The following is a 17,763-nucleotide window of genomic DNA, read 5'->3' on the forward strand; positions in this document are numbered from 1 at the left end:
ATCGTCACCGATCCAACCTTTCATTCCGCCTTCCCTCGCGAAGCGGCTCTTCAGCCTGGCGGCTGCAATACCGGCCCCGCTGTCGAGGGCGGTTTCGCTCCCGTCCTCGGCAACGGCGGGCACGCCGCGATCAGGAACAGAATCGCAAACGCCACCTCATTCCTATGCGAATGATATCAACTGTAAGTGCTTGCACGGGTTGAGAATCTACCAGACACCCTATTCCTTTGGTTTATTCTGAGCTTATTACTTCGGTTTATACTTAGAATATACCATCAGTATCGTCAGATATATTCTTTGGTTAATTTACCATATTCATAAGAATAGGCTTTTATTTGTGTTCATATTAGTGATTTGTGATCGATTTAAGCTAATTTATTTGAAAAATTCTTCCGCCTCCGATATAAGACAACGTATGCATAAATGAGTTGGGCAAACAGCCCGACCACACAGGGAAAACGAGGCGGGACAGGTCATCCCCCTTTGTAAAAGTGTCAAAGGACGAACCCTCGGTTGATCGAGGCGCTGTGCGCCTGGGTGAGAGCTGCGGGATCGGTGGGAGCGAACGCGGATGTCTCAGGCTGAGACGGAGTTCAGGCAGGATGCCGTTTTTCCCGGAGGTGGAGATCCGGGGAACGCCAGCACCGGAGCAAAGCGCCGCAGCGGCGCAGCGCCGGTACTGCCCTCTTCATTACACTACGGCTTCCGGTTCCCCTGGACAGTGAAGCCGCCCGCTGCCCGATCGCAGAACGCGCCTCGGGTGGACAGGCGCCTGCTTGCCGCCGTTCCGGCGGCTTGTACCCAACCGCGATGTCGGCTTCGCGGAGGGATGCGTTCGTTGCCAATCATAACGTCAGCTTGCAGGGGGCGCGGCCGTGCCGCGGCGACCCCAGCGTTGCATTAACCGTTTCGAGTCGGGAGAACTCAGATGGTCGATTTCGGTTTTGATCCGGTGATTGCCGGGTACAGCAGCCCCACGTCCCTGCAGTTCGTAGAAGGGCCGAACGGCGAGGATCTTCTGGTGACCTCGCAGCAGGACGGAACGCTCACGGTCTGGAATGTGACGAGCACCGGCAGCGGTGCCGACAAGGACTTCTCGGCAACCAAGGTTTTCGAAACCGATATCGTCAAGACGATCCTCAATCACGACGATGACGGCCAGGTCAATCTGGGTGTGACCGACCGGCAGATCACCGGCTTCAAGGCGCTGGTCGACGAGAACGGCGACATCCAGATCTATGTGACCTCGAGCGATCCGCGCATCGGCGGCGGCGGCGGGAACAGCGTCGACGACAAGAACCTCGACACCAACTCCGGCGTGCTGTCGAAGGTTTCGATCGAGGTTCCGGCCGACGCCTCGGTGCCCGATACCGGCTGGGGCGCCGACAAGATCGACCTGCTGCGCGGCCTGCCGCGCTCCGAGGAAAACCACTCGGTCAACGGCCTGGAGTTCACGCCCGAAGGCAAGCTGCTGGTCGCGGTCGGCGGTTTCACCAATACCGGTGCCCCCTCGCAGAACCTTGTCTACACGCCGGAGTACTTCCTCTCGGCGGCGATTATCGAAGTCGACGTCGCGGCCATCGAGGCCATGGATACCAAGACCGATCTGTCGGGCCAGGAGTACAAATACGACCTGCCGACGCTGGGCATCGAGAGGCTCGACGATCCGAGCCGCAACGACGTCGAGGGAATCGGCTTCTCCAGCAATCCCGACAATCCCTTCGGCGGCAATGACGGCTACAACCAGGCCTATCTGGAACCGGGCGGCCCCGTCTCCATCTTCGCCACCGGTTTCCGCAACACCTACGACATCGCGGTCGTCGAGCTGGAGCCGGGCGACGTCGGCTACGTCGAACCGACCGACCAGAACCCGAACCCGGACAACTTCCGCGTATATACCTGGGACAACGGCGCCAACAACGGCTGGGGCGATCCGCCCCTCGATGCCAACGGTGTGCCGGTGACCGAAGCCAACCCACAGGACGCGACCAACTATCCTGTGGTGGAGGACAACACGCCGGTGGCGCCCGGCGCCCAGGACCAGCTGCACATTGTCGAGCGGGGCGGTTACTACGGCAGCCCCAATCCGAGCCGCGTCAATCCCGACACGCCGCTCTATCTGAAGCCGGAGATCGAAACCGGCGCCAACAACTTCGGCCAGGTCGCGCCGGAATTCATTGTCGATCCAAACCAGCCGGCGACCGGCGCCAACGTTCTGGGGCTTTGGGACTTCCTGCCCGATGGCGTCAACGATCCTTTGAACGGCTACGCCGTCGACCCGCTGGAGGGCCACTACCTGAAGCCGGCGCCGGGCGGCAACAGCTCCGACGGCACCCTGGTGCTGAACAACGGTTCGACCAACGGCCTTTTCGTCTTCGAATACGATCCGGCGATCCATCCGGCCTCAATGGAGGAGTTTGACGGCAACCTCTTCGCCACCGGTTTCGACGAGCAGATCCTGCGTGTCGAGTTCAACGAAGACGGCACCGTCGCGCTCAACCGCGTCGACATCGAGATCTCCAACAACGCCTGGCAGGCAAGCCCCGGGGCGAATCCGCTTGATGTCACGGTGGGGCCGGGCGGCTCCATCTGGGTCGCCGCGCACGGCGGCAACAACATCTTCGCTTTCATCCCCGAAGGCATCCCCGTCGAGGAAACCGACAACGACGACAACGACAACCTGCTCGACAACCTCGACCCCTTCCAGCTCGACGCTGAGAACGGCCTTGGGGAGAACAGCAAGGTCGACCCCGGTGAGGTTTTCGAGTTTTCGATGGAAACCGAGCTGCCGACGCCCAACGGCCTGCAGGGCTTTGCGCTCGGCTTCACCGGCCACATGGTCAACTACGACACCGAGTACTTCACCAATGCCTCCGGCGTGGTGAAGGGCGGCATTCTCGAGGGCGGTATCGCCGGCAAACTGCAGTTGGAGTTCGACGCGATCGGCACCGGCACGGCGGTCGGTTCGGATTCCGGCGGCGGAACCGGCAACAGCGCGACCTATGCCCTGCAGGCCGGCGTGAACTTCGACGATGCCTCCGACAAGATCATTCTCGAATCCACGATGTCCAACCCCTGGAGCGGGTCGACGCCGCAGCCCGGCCAGTCGATGGGCATCCAGTTCGGCACCGGCACGCAGTTCGACTTCGCGATGTTCAACTTCGGCGTCAATGACCAGGGCGAAGCGGAGGTTCAGGTCACCATCGAACTGAACGACGTGCCCGTCGTGACCGAGACCTATGCGGCGCCGGGGCTGCTCGACGGCCTGGACTCCGACATGATCATGCGGGTCGTCATCGACCGCGACGCCGGCACCGTGACGCCGTTCTGGGAATACGAGACCAGCAGCGGGACGGTCACCGGCAGCGCCGATCCGATCTCGCTGGACACCGACAACAACCCGGCCACGCTGAACAACCTGGAAGAGGCGCTCTTTGGCGCCGCCAACGGCGGCTTCCTGGCGCGGGAAAAGCCCAACGCGCCGGGTGAACAGGGCAACGTGCTCTTCGGTGACCTGGGCCAGGGCTTCGGCGTTCCCCTCGGCCTGGCGGTCGGGATCAACGGACGCGTCGACACCCTGGGATCGGACCCCAGCGGCACCACCTTTGCACCGGAGTTCGACAACCTTTTGGTCGCGGCTTCGGACGCCAACGGCAACTTCGCACCGGTCGTCGAAGGCGAGAACGCCGGCAGCGTGGAGTTCAATCAGACACTGACCATCGACCCGGCGGCACTGCTCGCCAACGACCGGGATCTGGACGGCGGCACGCTGAGCATCGTCGAGGTCAAGGACGCGACCGGCGGAACGGTGCAACTGGTGAACGGGCAGATCGAATTCACCGCCACCAGTCTGTCCGGCGCCGGCTTCACCTACGTGGTGAGCGACGGCACCTCGACGACCGAGGCGCAGGCCAGCGTCACGGTGACCCTGCCGGGCGGCCCGGGCAACGTGCTCTACCGCGTCAATGCGGGCGGTCCCGAGGTGGCGGCCCTCGACGGCGGCCCCAACTGGGAAGCGGACGCCGTGAGCAACCCGAGCCAGTATCTGACCTCGGACGGCACCGACAGCACCTTTACCTCGGGTGCGACAGACGAAGCGGGAGAGATCCTCGTCGCAGGCGAAAGCGCCCTGTCGAATGTCGACGGCACAGAAGTGCCCGAGGCAATCTTCTTCATCGAGCGGTCCGACAACACCGATGATGCTGACATCCTCGAGTATACTTTCCCGGTCACCGGGGGCGGCACCTATCTCGTCAACATCTACTACACCGAGAACTGGCCGGGCATCGTGACCGGTGGTCCGCGGCAATTCGATGTTGCGGTAAACGGTGTCATTCCGAGCGAGTTCTCGGACATCAATCCCTACGAGGAGTCCGCCTCGCAGCTCGGCGTCGCCCACAAGCGCAGCTTCTTCGTGACGCAGGACCCCGGCGATGCAGCGCTGAACCTGGCCTTCCTGCACAACGATCCGGCGATCCAGAACCCGAAGATCAACGGGATCGAGATTATCGAGTTCCCCGCAGCCGACGCCCCGCCGGAAGCATCGATCGGCGACGTCACGGTCACCGAGGGCGGCGACCTCCTGTTCGCGGTTTCGCTCAACAAGGCGGTGCCGGCCGACGCGGCCGCACCGGTCACCATCACCTACGAGATCGTTCCCGACACGGCGCAGCCGGGCGTGGACTATCAGGTTGCGGGCGAGACCCCGGACGGCAATGGGGTCATCACCGGGTCGGTCACGATCGCCAAGGGATCCTCGGATCAGAACGTCATCGTCCAGTCGATCGACAACGACCTGCTCGACGGGACCCGCGGGTTCACCGTCAACCTGACCGGCGTGACCGGCGGCGAAGCCAGCATCGGCGACGGCCAGGCGCTCGGCACCATTCAGGACGACGAGGTGCCCGTCATCGAGAAGGGCGCGGTACTGCTGGCCGTCAACGTCGGCGGCCCGGAGGTCACCGCCACCGACGGCGTCGTCTATCAGGCGGATCTGGCCACCAGCTGGACCGGCTCCACCACCTATGTCGACGGTCAGGGCGGACCCGACGAGGCCCTGGTCGGCGGCGACTACGACGGCGACGGCGACACCGACAGCGACGATGTCCTCTATGCGACGGAACGCTTCGGCGGTTCGCCGGGCGGCGCTCCGCTGGTCTACACGGCCGATGGTCTGCCCGAAGGCGACGCGATCCTCACCCTGAAGTTCGCGGAGATCTATGATCCCAATGCCAGCGTCGGCGAGCGGGTCTTCAGCGTCACGGTGAACGGCGTCGTGGTGATCGAGAACCTGGACCTGATGACGAGCGGCGCGCTGCACGAGGCGCAGGACTTCGACGTTCCGGTCACCATCGGGTCCGATGGCGTCCTGACCATCTCGATGACGGCCACGGCCGACAATGCGGCGCTCAAGGCTTTCGCGCTCTACGAAGCAGTAGAGGTCGCGGCGGACACCACCGCGCCGGAGGCCGCTATCTCCTTTGCGCCGCTGGTCACCGACAAGGACCCCATCGTCGCGACGGTGGTCTTCTCCGACAACGAGGCCTTCGACGACGCCAGCGTGGGGCCTGCCGACCTTACACTTACCGGCCCCAGCACGCCGGGCCCGGTGGACTTCTCCTACGATCCGGACACCAATACGGCGACCTACAGCTTCGCGGCCCCGGTCGGCGGCTGGGCGGACGGCGACTACACGGCGACCCTGGCCGCGGATTCGGTGGCCGACGAAGCCGGCAACGGCATCGCCGAAACCTCTTCGACGCCGCTCAGCATCGCCGGCCTGCCGAGCGCGATCCTGGCGATCGCGGATGCCGGTGATGTTGTCGAAAGCGGTGATTCCGGTGTCACCAGCCTCGTCTTCGGCATGACCGCAACAGGCGGCTTCACCGGCGACCTCACCGTCAACGTCACGGTCGACAGTGTCGCCGAGCAGCGTGTCGTCAGCTTCGCCGCGGGGGTGGGCACGCTGACGGTCGAGGTGCCCAACGACAACGAGGACAACGGTCCGGAAGCGGTTTCCGTCACTCTCGATTCTGTCGTGGAGCCTGACTTCGCCATCGATCCGACCGCGGCGACGGCAAGCGGCAGCGTGACCGAGGACGATGTCTTCGATCCGAACGATATCGACAGCGACGGTATCGCCAACACCGACGATCCCTTTGCCTTCGACGGGACCAACGGCGACAGCAAGGCACTGCTGCCCGGCGGCTCCTTCGTGCAGGACTTCAACACCGACACGAGCGATCCCTTCAGCGCCGAGGCCGGCTTCACCGGGATCATCGTCAACCCGGCGTTCGATCCCGCCGGCGCCTCTGCAGACGATCCCTACGGCGACCGCACGACGGAGTCCGGCGTTTCCATCTCCGGCGGTGCGCTTACCGTCGAGTCTTCGAACGACGACCTGTTCTCGACCGGGACGGCGGGGAACAACATCGTCAAGGACAACTACCAGTCGGCAGCCGACGTTACCGGCATCGACGTCTTCGAGGTCGAGGCCAAGGCGGCCAACCCCTTCTTCGGAACATCCGGACCCACGAGCTTCGCCTCCTTCGGCATCACCCTCGGCGCCGGCGGCACCGACGACTACATGAAGTTCGTGCTTGGCGGTTCAGGTGACGGCCCGCGCATTCAGCTTGCCCAGGAATCAAGCCTGACCGGAGATAAGGAGGAGAACCTCCCGCTTTCCTCCGCGGCCGCCGGGGTCGACCCCGCCGACATCAAGGACGTGATCTTCAATCTGACCGTCGACAAGGTGGCCGGCACTGTCCAGGGCACCGCGACCTTGCTCGGCGATGACGGCAGCGAGCTCGGCAGCGTTCAGACCGCCGTGCGCGCCATCGACCCCGACGGCTCCTTTGCCGCGGCACTGAACGGCGAGAACCCGCTGACCGGCGGCGACGGCGGCATCGCCTATGGCATCTCGATCACCGATTTCGGCGGTGCCGGTTCGTTCACCGGCTCCTGGGACAGCCTGGCCATCAACGCCATCGCGCCGCTGCCAAACTTCGACCCGACGGTCGATGCGGGGATCGACGATCAGACCACGGCGGAGGAAGCAAACTTCACCTTCGCCGTTCCGGCGGATGCCTTTGCCGATGCCAATGTCGAGGATGTGCTGGTGCTGACCGCCACCCTGGCGGACGGCAGCCCGCTGCCGGCCTGGCTGCAGTTCGACGGCACCACCTTCACCGGCACCCCGGACGATCCGGATGTCGGCACCATCACCGTTCGGGTGACGGCCGACGACCAGCGCGGCGGCACGGTGTTCGAGGACTTCGCTCTCGAGGTGACGCCGGTCAACGACCCGCCCAGCGCGGTCGCGCTCGAGAACGTTCTGCCCTCCATTCTGGAAAACGCCGACACGACTGCCGCGATCAAGGTGGCGGACATCGCCGTCACCGACGACGGAACCGGCACCAACACCTTGGCGGTGACCGGTGACGATGCGGACCTGTTCGAGATCGTCGGCAACGAGCTGTTCCTGAAAGCCGGGGCGGCGCTCGACTTTGAGACCAATCCAAGCCTCGACATCGCGGTAACGGCGCAGGACGACCAGGGCGGCCCGATCGTTTCCGCGCCGCTGGCGCTGCCGGTCGGCAACGTCGTCGAGGACGGCGAGGCTCTGCCCGGCCCGGATGTCGGAACGGACGGCGAGGACGAGATCATCGTCGAAGGCTCCCAGGATGTCGGCGCGCCGGAGGCGCCCTACGTGCTGCCGGATATGGTCGAGAACATCGATACCTCCGGTTCCACGGGCAACACCAACACCACCGGCAACAGCGCAGACAACACCTTCAAGCTCGGCGGCGGCCAGGACACTGTCGACCTGCAAGAGGACGGCGGCGCCGATACCGTCACCGGCTCGGGCGAGGATCTCGACGGTACGATGATCAAGAACGCCGGCGAAGAGGACTCGGTGATCATCGAGGACGGTCAGAACGCGACCATCGTCAACGTCGAGGCGGGCTCGACCATCGTCACCATCGATCTCGACGGCGACGAGGCGACAACCAACGACCAGATCAAGATCACCTTCGATGAGGACAATCTGACGCCGACCCTGACGAACGGGCCGGAGGGCGCTGTCTTGACCGTGGAGTCGCTCGCTCCGGTCACCATTCAGGCCGAAGACCTTCTGCCGGCGGCGCTCGAAGCCACGAGCTTCTTCGCTGAAATCTCCGGAGCCGCCGAAGGCAACCAGGTCATCCGCCTGCCTTCCGGCACATCGGACGATCTGACGGTCGATCTGGCCGGCTTCGGCATCAAGCCCGGGAAGTACACGCTCCAGGTCGCCTACTTCGACGAAAACGACGGCGCCAGCACCGCTTCGGTGACGGTCGGCGGCGAGACCTTCGAGTGGACCTGGGACGAGGCGACTCCCTCCTCCATCGCCGCGCTCAACAACAAGCGGATCCAGCAGTTCGACATCACGATCCCGGAGGGTCAGACCAACTTTACCCTGGCCGGGGTCACGAACGGCGGCGAGTTCGTGCGCGTCGACTCGATCACGCTCATCCCCGTCGAGGAGGATGGTTCGGAAAACCTGGCACCTCAGGAGGTGCCCGGGGCCCTGACGGATCTCGCCGCCACGCAGAGCGAGGCTGTGTCGATCGATCTCAGCACCGCCTTCGTCGATCCCGAAGAGACGGCGCTGACATTTGCGCTGGTTGACGGACCGGCCTGGCTGAGCCTTGACGAAAACGGCCTGCTGACCGGCACGCCGGAGCAGGACGACATCACGACCGACCCGGTTGTCGTCAGCTTCACCGTGACGGACGGGGACGGGACTTCGATCCCGGCGAGCTTCGAAGTGACGGTGGCCGATATCAACGATGCACCGACGGTCGCCGGCTCTATCGAGGACCAGCAAGGGCAGACCGGTGATTTCTTCAGCTTCCAGCTGCCCGATGGCCTGTTCGAGGATGTCGACGAGGGTGACGTCCTGACCATGACGGTCGAGGAACTGCCGGAGGGACTGACCTTCGACCCGAGTACCAACACGATCTCCGGCACGCCGACCCAGCCTGGCACCAGCTCGATCGTCGTGACGGCGACGGACACTTCCGACGCGACCGCGCAGATGGTGTTCAATATCGATGTCTTCGGGGCGGGTTCGGGCGGCGACCCCGTGCGCATCCAGGCCGAGAGCTTCGACAACATTGAAGATCCCGGTGATTTCTTCATCGAGGATCAGACTGCGGCAGACGGCGGTAAGGTGATCCGGCTGCAGTTCAACCAGAGCGGCGAGGCGGAGCTCGACCTCTCCGGCCGTTCCGTCGATGCCGGCAGCTATGCCGTCACCATCGCTTACTTCGATGAGAACGACGGCCAGTCTTCGGCCGAGGTTTTCGTCGACGGCAACTCCATCGGCTCCTGGATCTTCGACAACGACGGCCCCGGCAATGCCGCCCAGGCCGGCAACCTGCGCAGCATCACCTTCGAAGGTGTGACGCTGAACCCCGATTCGCAGATCACCATCAACGGCACGACCGACAGCACGGAATTCGTCCGCATCGACTACATCGAGCTGACGCCGACCGGCGGCGGCGCGGGGAACTTCGGCCCCCAGGTCGCGCTGCCCCTGGACGACGTCACCGTCGATCAGAGCTCCGACGTCAGCATCAGTCTGCTGAGCGCGTTCAGCGACCCCGAGGAAGACCCGCTGACCTACTCCGTGAGCGGCGCGGACTGGCTGTCGGTCAACCCGGCCGGCAATGCGCTGGTCGGCCAGCCGCCGCTGCCGGGCGACTACGAGGTCACGGTGACGGCGACGGACGAAACCGGCTCCGGCGCACAGAAGTCCCAGGTCTTCACCATTACCGTCGATCCCATCCCGGCCGAGATCTCGGTCGCCGACGTCACGGTCGATGAGAGCGGCGGCACCGCGGAGATTGTCTTCACCCGTGCAGGCGATCCCGCCAAGGACATCACGGTCACCTACACGCTGACCGATGGAACGGCGACGGCCGGATCGGACTTCACGCCCCCAGCGGTGCTGACGGCGGTCATCCTGGCGGGCGAACTCACGGCGACGGTGAGCGTTGCGATTGCCGACGATCTGGACGTCGAAGGCGATGAGGATTTCACGGTGGCCATTGTCAGCGCGGAGGACAGCGACGGCGCGGTCGCCGTCGACGCCACGGCGGCTTCGGCGACGGTAACCATCACCGACGACGACATCCCGACGCTGATCGCCATCGGCGATGCCGGCGAAGTGGTCGAGGCGGGCGGCCTCGGCAGCGACACCGTCCTCTCCTTTCCGGTCACGGCCGACGATCCGGCGTTCAGCGGCGATCTGACGCTGACCTACAGCCTGGACGGCGGCACCACCACGACGACGCAGCTCGTGAGCTTCACGAACGGCGCCGGCACGCTGGAGGTCGCGGTGGGCAACGACGACATCGATGACGGCCCGGAAGCCGTGGAAGTCACCCTGACCGGGGTCGACGATACGCAGTTCGCCATCGACGGCGCGGCTGCCGTGGCCAACGGCACGGTGACCGAGGACGACGTCGGCGCCGACCCCAACGTCATCCTGCTGAACTTCAGCACCGACACCAACGACCCGCTGAACGCCGGCTTCGACGGACTGACCCAGAGCCCCGATCCGCTCTTTGTGTCGGAAGAGACGGGGACGGCGGTGGTCTCGGACGGGGCGCTGCGCATCCAGACGACGACGGGGGACGCCGGCGGTGCGGACACTGCCCAGGACAATTACTTCGTCAGCATCGATCACAGCGACGATCTCTCGGTCGAGACCAAGATCGCGAACCCCTGGTTCGGCTCCGCACCGCCCGCGAGCTTCTCGCAGCTGGGCCTCAACATCAGCCTGGATCAGGACCAGTACCTGAAGTTCACCTTCGGCAACCCGGGGGCGCCGCTGGAATTCTCCTTCGAGAACGACGGCACCCAGGCCAAGGAAACTGCGGCGCTGCCGACCGGCGTCACCATCGACCAGATCAAGGATGTGGTCCTGACGATCGACGTGACGGTCACCGGCGGCCAGGCAACGGCCGTGGGTGTCGCGCAGTTCCTGGACGAAAACGGCGCCCAGTTGGGAGACGATGTGGTGACGCCCGTGCAGACGCTGACCGGCGTGCTCGAAGCGGCGATCGTCAACCCCGGTGAGTCCTACGGCGTCGGCGTGACGCAGACGAACATCGGCAGCGGGCCGAGCTTCGAGGCGGCCTACGACTACCTGCAGATCACCAAGGGCGGCGCCGCGGCCGATGTCGGTGGCGTGCCCGCCGACGTCCAGGAGATCCTGGACACCCAGGGCGACATCGTGACCGATGCCACCTATGCCGACGGCGCGGTCGGCGCGGCGGTGCTGCGCATCATGGAAGGGGAGAACAACGTCGAGTCATCGAACTTCGGTGCAAACTCCTTCCAGGTCGAGAACACCGGCGACAAGAAGATCTCGGCAATCTTCATCGATGTGCGCGACGCCCTCTATGGCGACAGCGTGTTCGATCCCGACGGCCAGGGCGGCGATTCGGTCGGCAAGACGATGACCATCAACACCGACGGAGGCACCGGCGCTTTCGTGACCGGCAGCGGCTATCTGCTGCCGGGGGCCGACCCCCTGCCCAACACCACGGGCACGGGCAACGCCAGCAACGGCGGCTTCGAAGGCACGCTCATCAAGTTCAACGCCGGCGTCGACGGCGGCTTCGAAAACGGCGAGATCGTCGGCTTTTCAGGCGATATGGACCCGAATTCCATTGCCGGATTGCTCAAGGGCGGACCCAACGGCGTCGATACCGGGGCCATCCTGGGTTGGGACGTCGGTGGCGTGTCGGGTGCCGAGCTGATCGGATCGAAGTTCATTGTGCTCTTCGACGACGGCACCACGGCCAGCGGCGAGCTCCACAGCGACGGCAGCCAGGCCGGGTCCCACGCCCTGGCAACCCAGGCGGAGGTGGCCGCCAAGGTCGCGTCCCTCTCCGTCAACGGTGTCGACGACGGCGGAACCGGAACCTACGGCGGCACGCTGCCGACGGTCATCGTGACCGGCGAGGTCGGCGATACCGTACGGGTGGTCCTCACCAAGGGCTTCAACCCCGTCACCAACGATTCTTCGGGGGTCGCCGCGCTCGTCGAGGCTCGCCTCAACGACGCTCATCCCGACTTCGGCGTCAGCAACGCCGTCGATTTCCAGATCGTCGATGTGGTGATCCCGGTCGGCGGATCCGTCGACATCTCCGATCAGTTCGACTACGACGACTTCGCCGGCTCCGGTGAAAGCGACTTCACGGGCAGCGATGTCCTGCCCATCGGGTTCGCGGTCGCGGTGATCGATCCCTCCAACGACGATCTGCCTGTCGGTCCGGTCAGCCAGCCGATCTACCTGGAGAATGTCGGCGGCCCGGTGGTCGGCGACCCACCGCCCGACAGCACCGGCTTCTTCGAGATGATCGGCAGCGGCAACGCCGCCCGCTTCAAGATCCAGTTCGAGGATCCCAACGGGCCAGGCGGCACCGATCCCGGCGGCGACTGGACCTATGCCGACGCGCAGGACGGTGCCGGCAACCAATCCAACTTCCAGGGCAGCGGGTACTACTTCTGGGGCTCGGAGAACGGCAGCACGGCGCTCAACGGGCCGGAGGCGGACAGCTTCCTCGAATACCAGATCTTCATCCCGGAGGGCGAAGGCGGCGAATTTACCCTGCGTCTGAGGACTTCGCGCGACACGAGTGACCCCGGCGATGCCCGCAACGACATCTGGGTGAAGATCAACGACGACGCCGAAAGCCTGCTTGTCAGCGACGTCAACGCCGTGTCCAACAGCGGCTTCATCAAGCTGTTCGGCAATGCGACGGGCAACTTCGGATTCTCGAACCAGATCGACAGCGTCTCCGATGACGATCCGAACTTCACGGCGGTCTTCGATCTCGAGCCCGGCTTCCACACGATCACCTTCGCCGGCCGGTCCGAGGGCTACCACGTGGACTACTTCGAGCTCTACAAGGGCGGCGCACCGGCGGTCGGAAGCAGCGATTCACCGTTCATTCCGCTCGGGGATACAGAGCCTTTCGTGGCCAATCCGATTGCCGATCAGACCATCACACCCGACGAGGACTTCTCCTTTGTCGTGCCGGCGTCGACCTTCAACGATCTGGATGGCGACACGCTCACCTTCCTGCCGCCAAGCCTGCCGCCGGGCATGTCCTTCGACACGGCGACGGGAACCTTCTCCGGCAAGCCCGACGCCGGCGAGGGCGTCTATGCGATCTCGCTTTCGGTTCAGGATGACGACGGCAACGTCGCAACCGCCGAGTTCGACCTGACGGTCGGCGCGGTCGTGGTTCCCGGCGATCCGATCCGCCTGGAAGCCGAGACCTTCAGCCTCTCGGGCTTTGCGCCGGACACTGCAGATCCGCAGCAGACCGACATCATCAAGCTCGCTCCGGGATCGGACAGCGGCACGGCATCGATCTCGCTGCAAAGCGTGGCGCCCGGCACCTATACCGTGAAGCTGCTGGCCTATGACGAGAACGACGGGGCCGGGTCCGGTTCGGTCACGGTCGGCTCGACGACCCTCAACTTCACCCTCGGCGGCAGTTTCACGGGCCAGGGCAATGCGGGCCAGGCGGCCAACCGGGTGGAGCTCGATCTCGGCCAGGTGACGGTTTCTCCCGGCGACACGCTGCAGCTCAGCTACGGCAACGGCGATGGGGAGCTTGGCCGTTTCGACTACGTCGAACTGGTACCCGGCGGCGGAACCGGCGGCGGCGGTGGGGGCAACCCCACGGGCAGTGTCGTCTGGACCGCAAAGACCGCTGCGGACGATGTCGAGGAGGACGGCAGCCTGACCAGTCCGACCCTGGAATTTGGCGAAAACGGCCAGGCGACCTCCATTCGCTTCACCGGCAGCGGAATCCCGGCCGGCGCCGTCATCACCAGCGCCTACCTGGAGTTCGAAGCCACCTCGAACGAGGCCGGCGTTCTCGACCTCGAGATCTTCCTGGAAGACTCCCTGAATGCCGCCGTCTACACCTCCGGCACGCAGGCCGCAGGGCGTGCGGTGACCACGGCGGATGGCGTGGCCTGGAACGACGTGCCCAATTGGCAGGCCGGCCAGACCTATCAAACGCCGGACCTCTCGGCCCTGCTGAACGATCTGATCCAGAACGGCGGCTTGGGCTCCGACGATGCACTCGCATTCCGGATCGAGCGCACCAACGGCAGCGACGGGACGGAGCGCGAGGCCTTCGCCGCAGCGACCGGGGGCGCCGAACCGAAGCTTGTGATCGAGTACAGCGATCCCTCGGCGGCTGCAGCCAGCAGCTTTGCCGCGACGGCTCTCTTCGCAAGCGACCTTGCCGGCGATGACGTCGTCAACGGAACCGCGCAGGACGACAGTCTTTCCGGCACCGATGGCAACGAGACCCTGGACGGCGGCGCCGGCGAGGACACGCTGGATGGCGGGGCCGGTGACGATCTGCTGATCGGCGGCGCGGACGCGGACACCTTCGTCTTCCGCGAGGACTTCGGCAACGACAAGGTCGCCGATTTCGGAGCCGGAGACATCGTCGAGGTCAGGGGCCGCGGGATCACCGACTTTGCCGAGCTGGAGTCGCTGCTGAGCGAAGCCGGCGACGATACGCTCATCACCTTCGACGACCAGAACTCGGTTCTGCTCGAGGATGTGGAGTTGGAAGACCTGCAGGCCGACGACTTCCGGTTCCTGAGCTAGGGCGAGGGGTAGCGGACCATGATCGGACATCAAATGCAGCCGAAAGGTCCGGCCCTCGCCGAGGCGCTGAGATCCTGCAGGGCCGCTTTCGGAGGGGTCGGCTTCGTCAGCCTGGTGATCAACGCGCTGATGCTGACCGGGCCGCTGTTCATGCTGCAGATCTATGACCGGGTGCTGACCAGCCGGTCGGTGCCGACGCTCCTGGCCCTCGCCGGCATCGTGCTCGGACTCTATGCCTTCTTCGGGGTTCTGGAGGCCTTGCGCACCCGGATTCTGGGACGCATCGGCGCCGGCCTGGACACCCGCCTGTCCGGGGTCACCTTCGAACGCTCGGTCGCCCTGCCGTTGCTGGGGGGACGCCGCGCCGAGCGGCTGGAGCCGATGCGCGACCTGGATACGGTGCGCCAGTTTCTCTCCGGCTCCGGCCCTTCGGCCTTCTTCGACATGCCCTGGATGCCCCTCTATCTGGGCCTGGTGTTTCTCTTCCATCCCTTGCTGGGCTTCATTGCGACCGGCGGCGCGCTCGTCATGTGCGTGCTGATCGGCCTGAACGAGGTGCTGTCCAGAAAACCGATGGCGGAGGCCGCGGCCCAGTCGCTCCGAAGGAATGCGCTTGTCGAGGGCGCCAGGGCGAATGCGGAAGCGGCCAGCGCGATGGGGATGGTCGCCGGCCTTCGGGCACGCTGGCTGGCCGAGAACGAGGCCTTCCTCGCCCTTCAGGGCAAGGCGGCCGATCGCACCGCCGTTCTCGGCTCGATGATCAAGACATTCCGCTTCGTCCTGCAGTCGGCGATCCTGGGGTTCGGCGCCTATCTCGCCATCGGCGACGCCATCACTCCGGGGATCATGATCGCAACTTCGATCATCACCTCGCGGGCCGTGGCGCCGATCGAACAGGCGGTGGGGCAATGGCGCGGCTTCCTCGGCGCACGCCAGGCGCTGGCCCGCCTGAAGCAGGTGCTGGGCAGCGCGCGGCAGGCGGAGCCGGAGGTCGAACTGCCCCTGCCGACGCAAAACGTGGAGGTGGCGGGCGCCTTTGTCACTGCGCCCGGCATGACCGCGCCGATTGTCCAGAACGTCAACTTTCAGCTGAAAGCCGGGGAGGCGCTGGGCATCATCGGATCGTCAGGCTCGGGCAAGTCGAGTCTGGGCCGCGCCCTGGTCGGTGTGTGGCCACTGGCAAAGGGCATCGTGCGTCTCGACGGCTCCGACCTGTACCACTGGGAGCCGGAGCGCCTGGGCCGGTCCATAGGCTATCTGCCGCAGGACGTTCAGCTCTTCGCCGGGACCGTGGCCGAGAACATCGCCCGCTTTCAGCCAGACTGGAAGACAGAGGACGTGATCAAGGCCGCCACCCTGGCCAACGCCCATGACCTGATCTCCCGCCTGCCGGAGGGCTACGACACCCAGGTGGGCGAGGACGGCGCCGTCCTCTCCGGCGGACAGCGCCAGCGCATCGCCCTCGCCCGCGCGCTCTACGGCGATCCCTTTCTGGTGGTCCTGGACGAGCCGAACTCGAACCTCGACGCCGAGGGCGAGGCGGCACTGACGGACGCGCTGCGCCGCATGCGCAAGGCCGGCTGCGCGGTCGTTGTCATCGCCCATCGCCCCAGCGCGATTGCCGCGGTGGATTCCCTGATGTGTCTCGCCGACGGGCAGGTCGGAGCCTATGGCCCGAAGGACGAGGTGCTGAAGACCGTGCTTGCGCGCAACGTGCGCGAGGGCGTCGGCCTTAAAGTCGTAAACGAGGGCTGAGATGGAACACGCGATATCACAGAGCCTGCGCCGGCACATGGCTGTCGCCTTGCTTGCCATTTCGCTGCTGGTCGGCGGGATCATCGCCTCGGCGGTCTTCGTCGAAATCAACGGCGCGGTCATCGCCCCCGGGAGCGTGGTGGTCGAAACCAATGTGAAGCGGGTGCAGCATCTGGAAGGCGGCATTGTCCAGCAGATCCATGTGCGTGAGGGGCAAGCGGTGGAAGCCGGCGACCTGCTGGTCCGCCTCGACGATACGCTGACCCGCGCGGGTCTTGCCGTTGTCGTCGCCCGGCTTCAGGAACTGCAGGCCCAGGAGGCACGCCTCGGCGCCGAACGGGACGGCCGCCCGACGCTCACCGTGCCCGGCGCGCTGGCGGCCCATCAGGCGGACCCCAAGGTTGCCGCCGCTCTGGACGGACAGCGCAATCTTCTGGAGGCGCGGCTGGCCTCCCGCGAGGGGCGGAAGGCCCAGCTTGCAGAGCAGATCAAGCGCTTCGAGGAGCGGATCACCGGGTTGCGCACGCAACGCAACGCCAAGTCCACGGAGATTCAGCTCGTCGCGAAGGAGCTTGAGGACCTCTCAGGCCTTCTCGAGAAGGGGCTTGTCCAGCAGTCCCGCATCACCGGGCTGCAGCGCGATATGGCGCGCCTCGAAGGGGAGCGCGGCGGCTTCGTCTCCGAGATGTCCCAGGCGGCGCAGGCGATCTCCGAACGCAGGATTCAGATCCTGCAGATCGACGAGGAGATGCGGGCGGAGGTGGTCGAGCAGCTGCAGGCCGTGCGCGCCGAAATCGCCCAGCTGACGGAAGAGAGAGTCGCGGCTGAGGAGCAGCTCAACCGGATCGACATCCGGGCACCGCGGACGGGCTTCGTCCATCAGCTGAGCGTTCACACCGTCGGCGGCGTAGTGGCGCCGGGGGAGGACCTCATGCTGATCGTGCCGCATGAGGACGTGCTCCTGATCGAGGCCCAGGTCGCCCCGACCGACATCGACCAGCTGGCGCCCGCCCAGGCGGCCATGATCCGGCTTCCCGGCTTCGATCAGCGCACGACGCCGGAGCTGAGAGCGCAAATCCTCACGGTCTCCGCCGACCTGATGCAGGACCCGGTCACCGGAGAGTCCTACTACCGAGCGCGCCTTGCGCTGACGGAAGACGAGCTTGCGCGGCTGAACGGCAAGACCCTGCTGCCGGGCATGCCGGTGGAAGCCTTCGTGCACACCGGCTCCCGCACCATCCTGTCCTATCTGGTCAAGCCGCTGTCGGATCACATCACCCATGCGTTCCGTGACGGCTGAGGCGGGTGCA

General features: G+C 65.4%; 3 protein-coding genes. All 3 read left to right on the plus strand.

The window, feature by feature from the left end:
• The first annotated feature begins 928 nt into the window (after positions 1-928).
• Genes ACO06P_RS12220 through ACO06P_RS12230 form a run of 3 tightly spaced genes read left to right on the plus strand, consistent with a single transcriptional unit; the run spans position 929 to position 17,753 of the window.
• Positions 929-14,698 (plus strand): putative Ig domain-containing protein, encoded by a 13,770-nt coding sequence (locus tag ACO06P_RS12220; RefSeq protein ID WP_420345524.1) that lies wholly within the window; start codon positions 929-931, stop codon positions 14,696-14,698.
• 18 nt (positions 14,699-14,716) lie between these two features.
• Complete coding sequence (locus ACO06P_RS12225; protein WP_420345525.1) at positions 14,717-16,453, plus strand: type I secretion system permease/ATPase; 1,737 nt, start codon at positions 14,717-14,719, stop codon at positions 16,451-16,453.
• A gap of 1 nt (position 16,454) precedes the next feature.
• Positions 16,455-17,753, plus strand: coding sequence for an HlyD family type I secretion periplasmic adaptor subunit (locus ACO06P_RS12230; RefSeq protein WP_420345526.1), 1,299 nt, complete (start codon positions 16,455-16,457; stop codon positions 17,751-17,753).
• The last annotated feature ends 10 nt before the right edge of the window (positions 17,754-17,763 follow it).

The organism is Pelagibius sp., assembly GCF_965227505.1.
Lineage (GTDB): Bacteria > Pseudomonadota > Alphaproteobacteria > Kiloniellales > Kiloniellaceae > Pelagibius.

Bases quoted from the DNA above. Each gene is read 5' to 3' on its own strand.
- ACO06P_RS12225 (WP_420345525.1), top strand. From the start codon at position 14,717: ATGATCGGACATCAAATGCAGCCGAAAGGTCCGGCCCTCGCCGAGGCG.
- ACO06P_RS12220 (WP_420345524.1), top strand. From the start codon at position 929: ATGGTCGATTTCGGTTTTGATCCGGTGATTGCCGGGTACAGCAGCCCC.
- ACO06P_RS12230 (WP_420345526.1), top strand. From the start codon at position 16,455: ATGGAACACGCGATATCACAGAGCCTGCGCCGGCACATGGCTGTCGCC.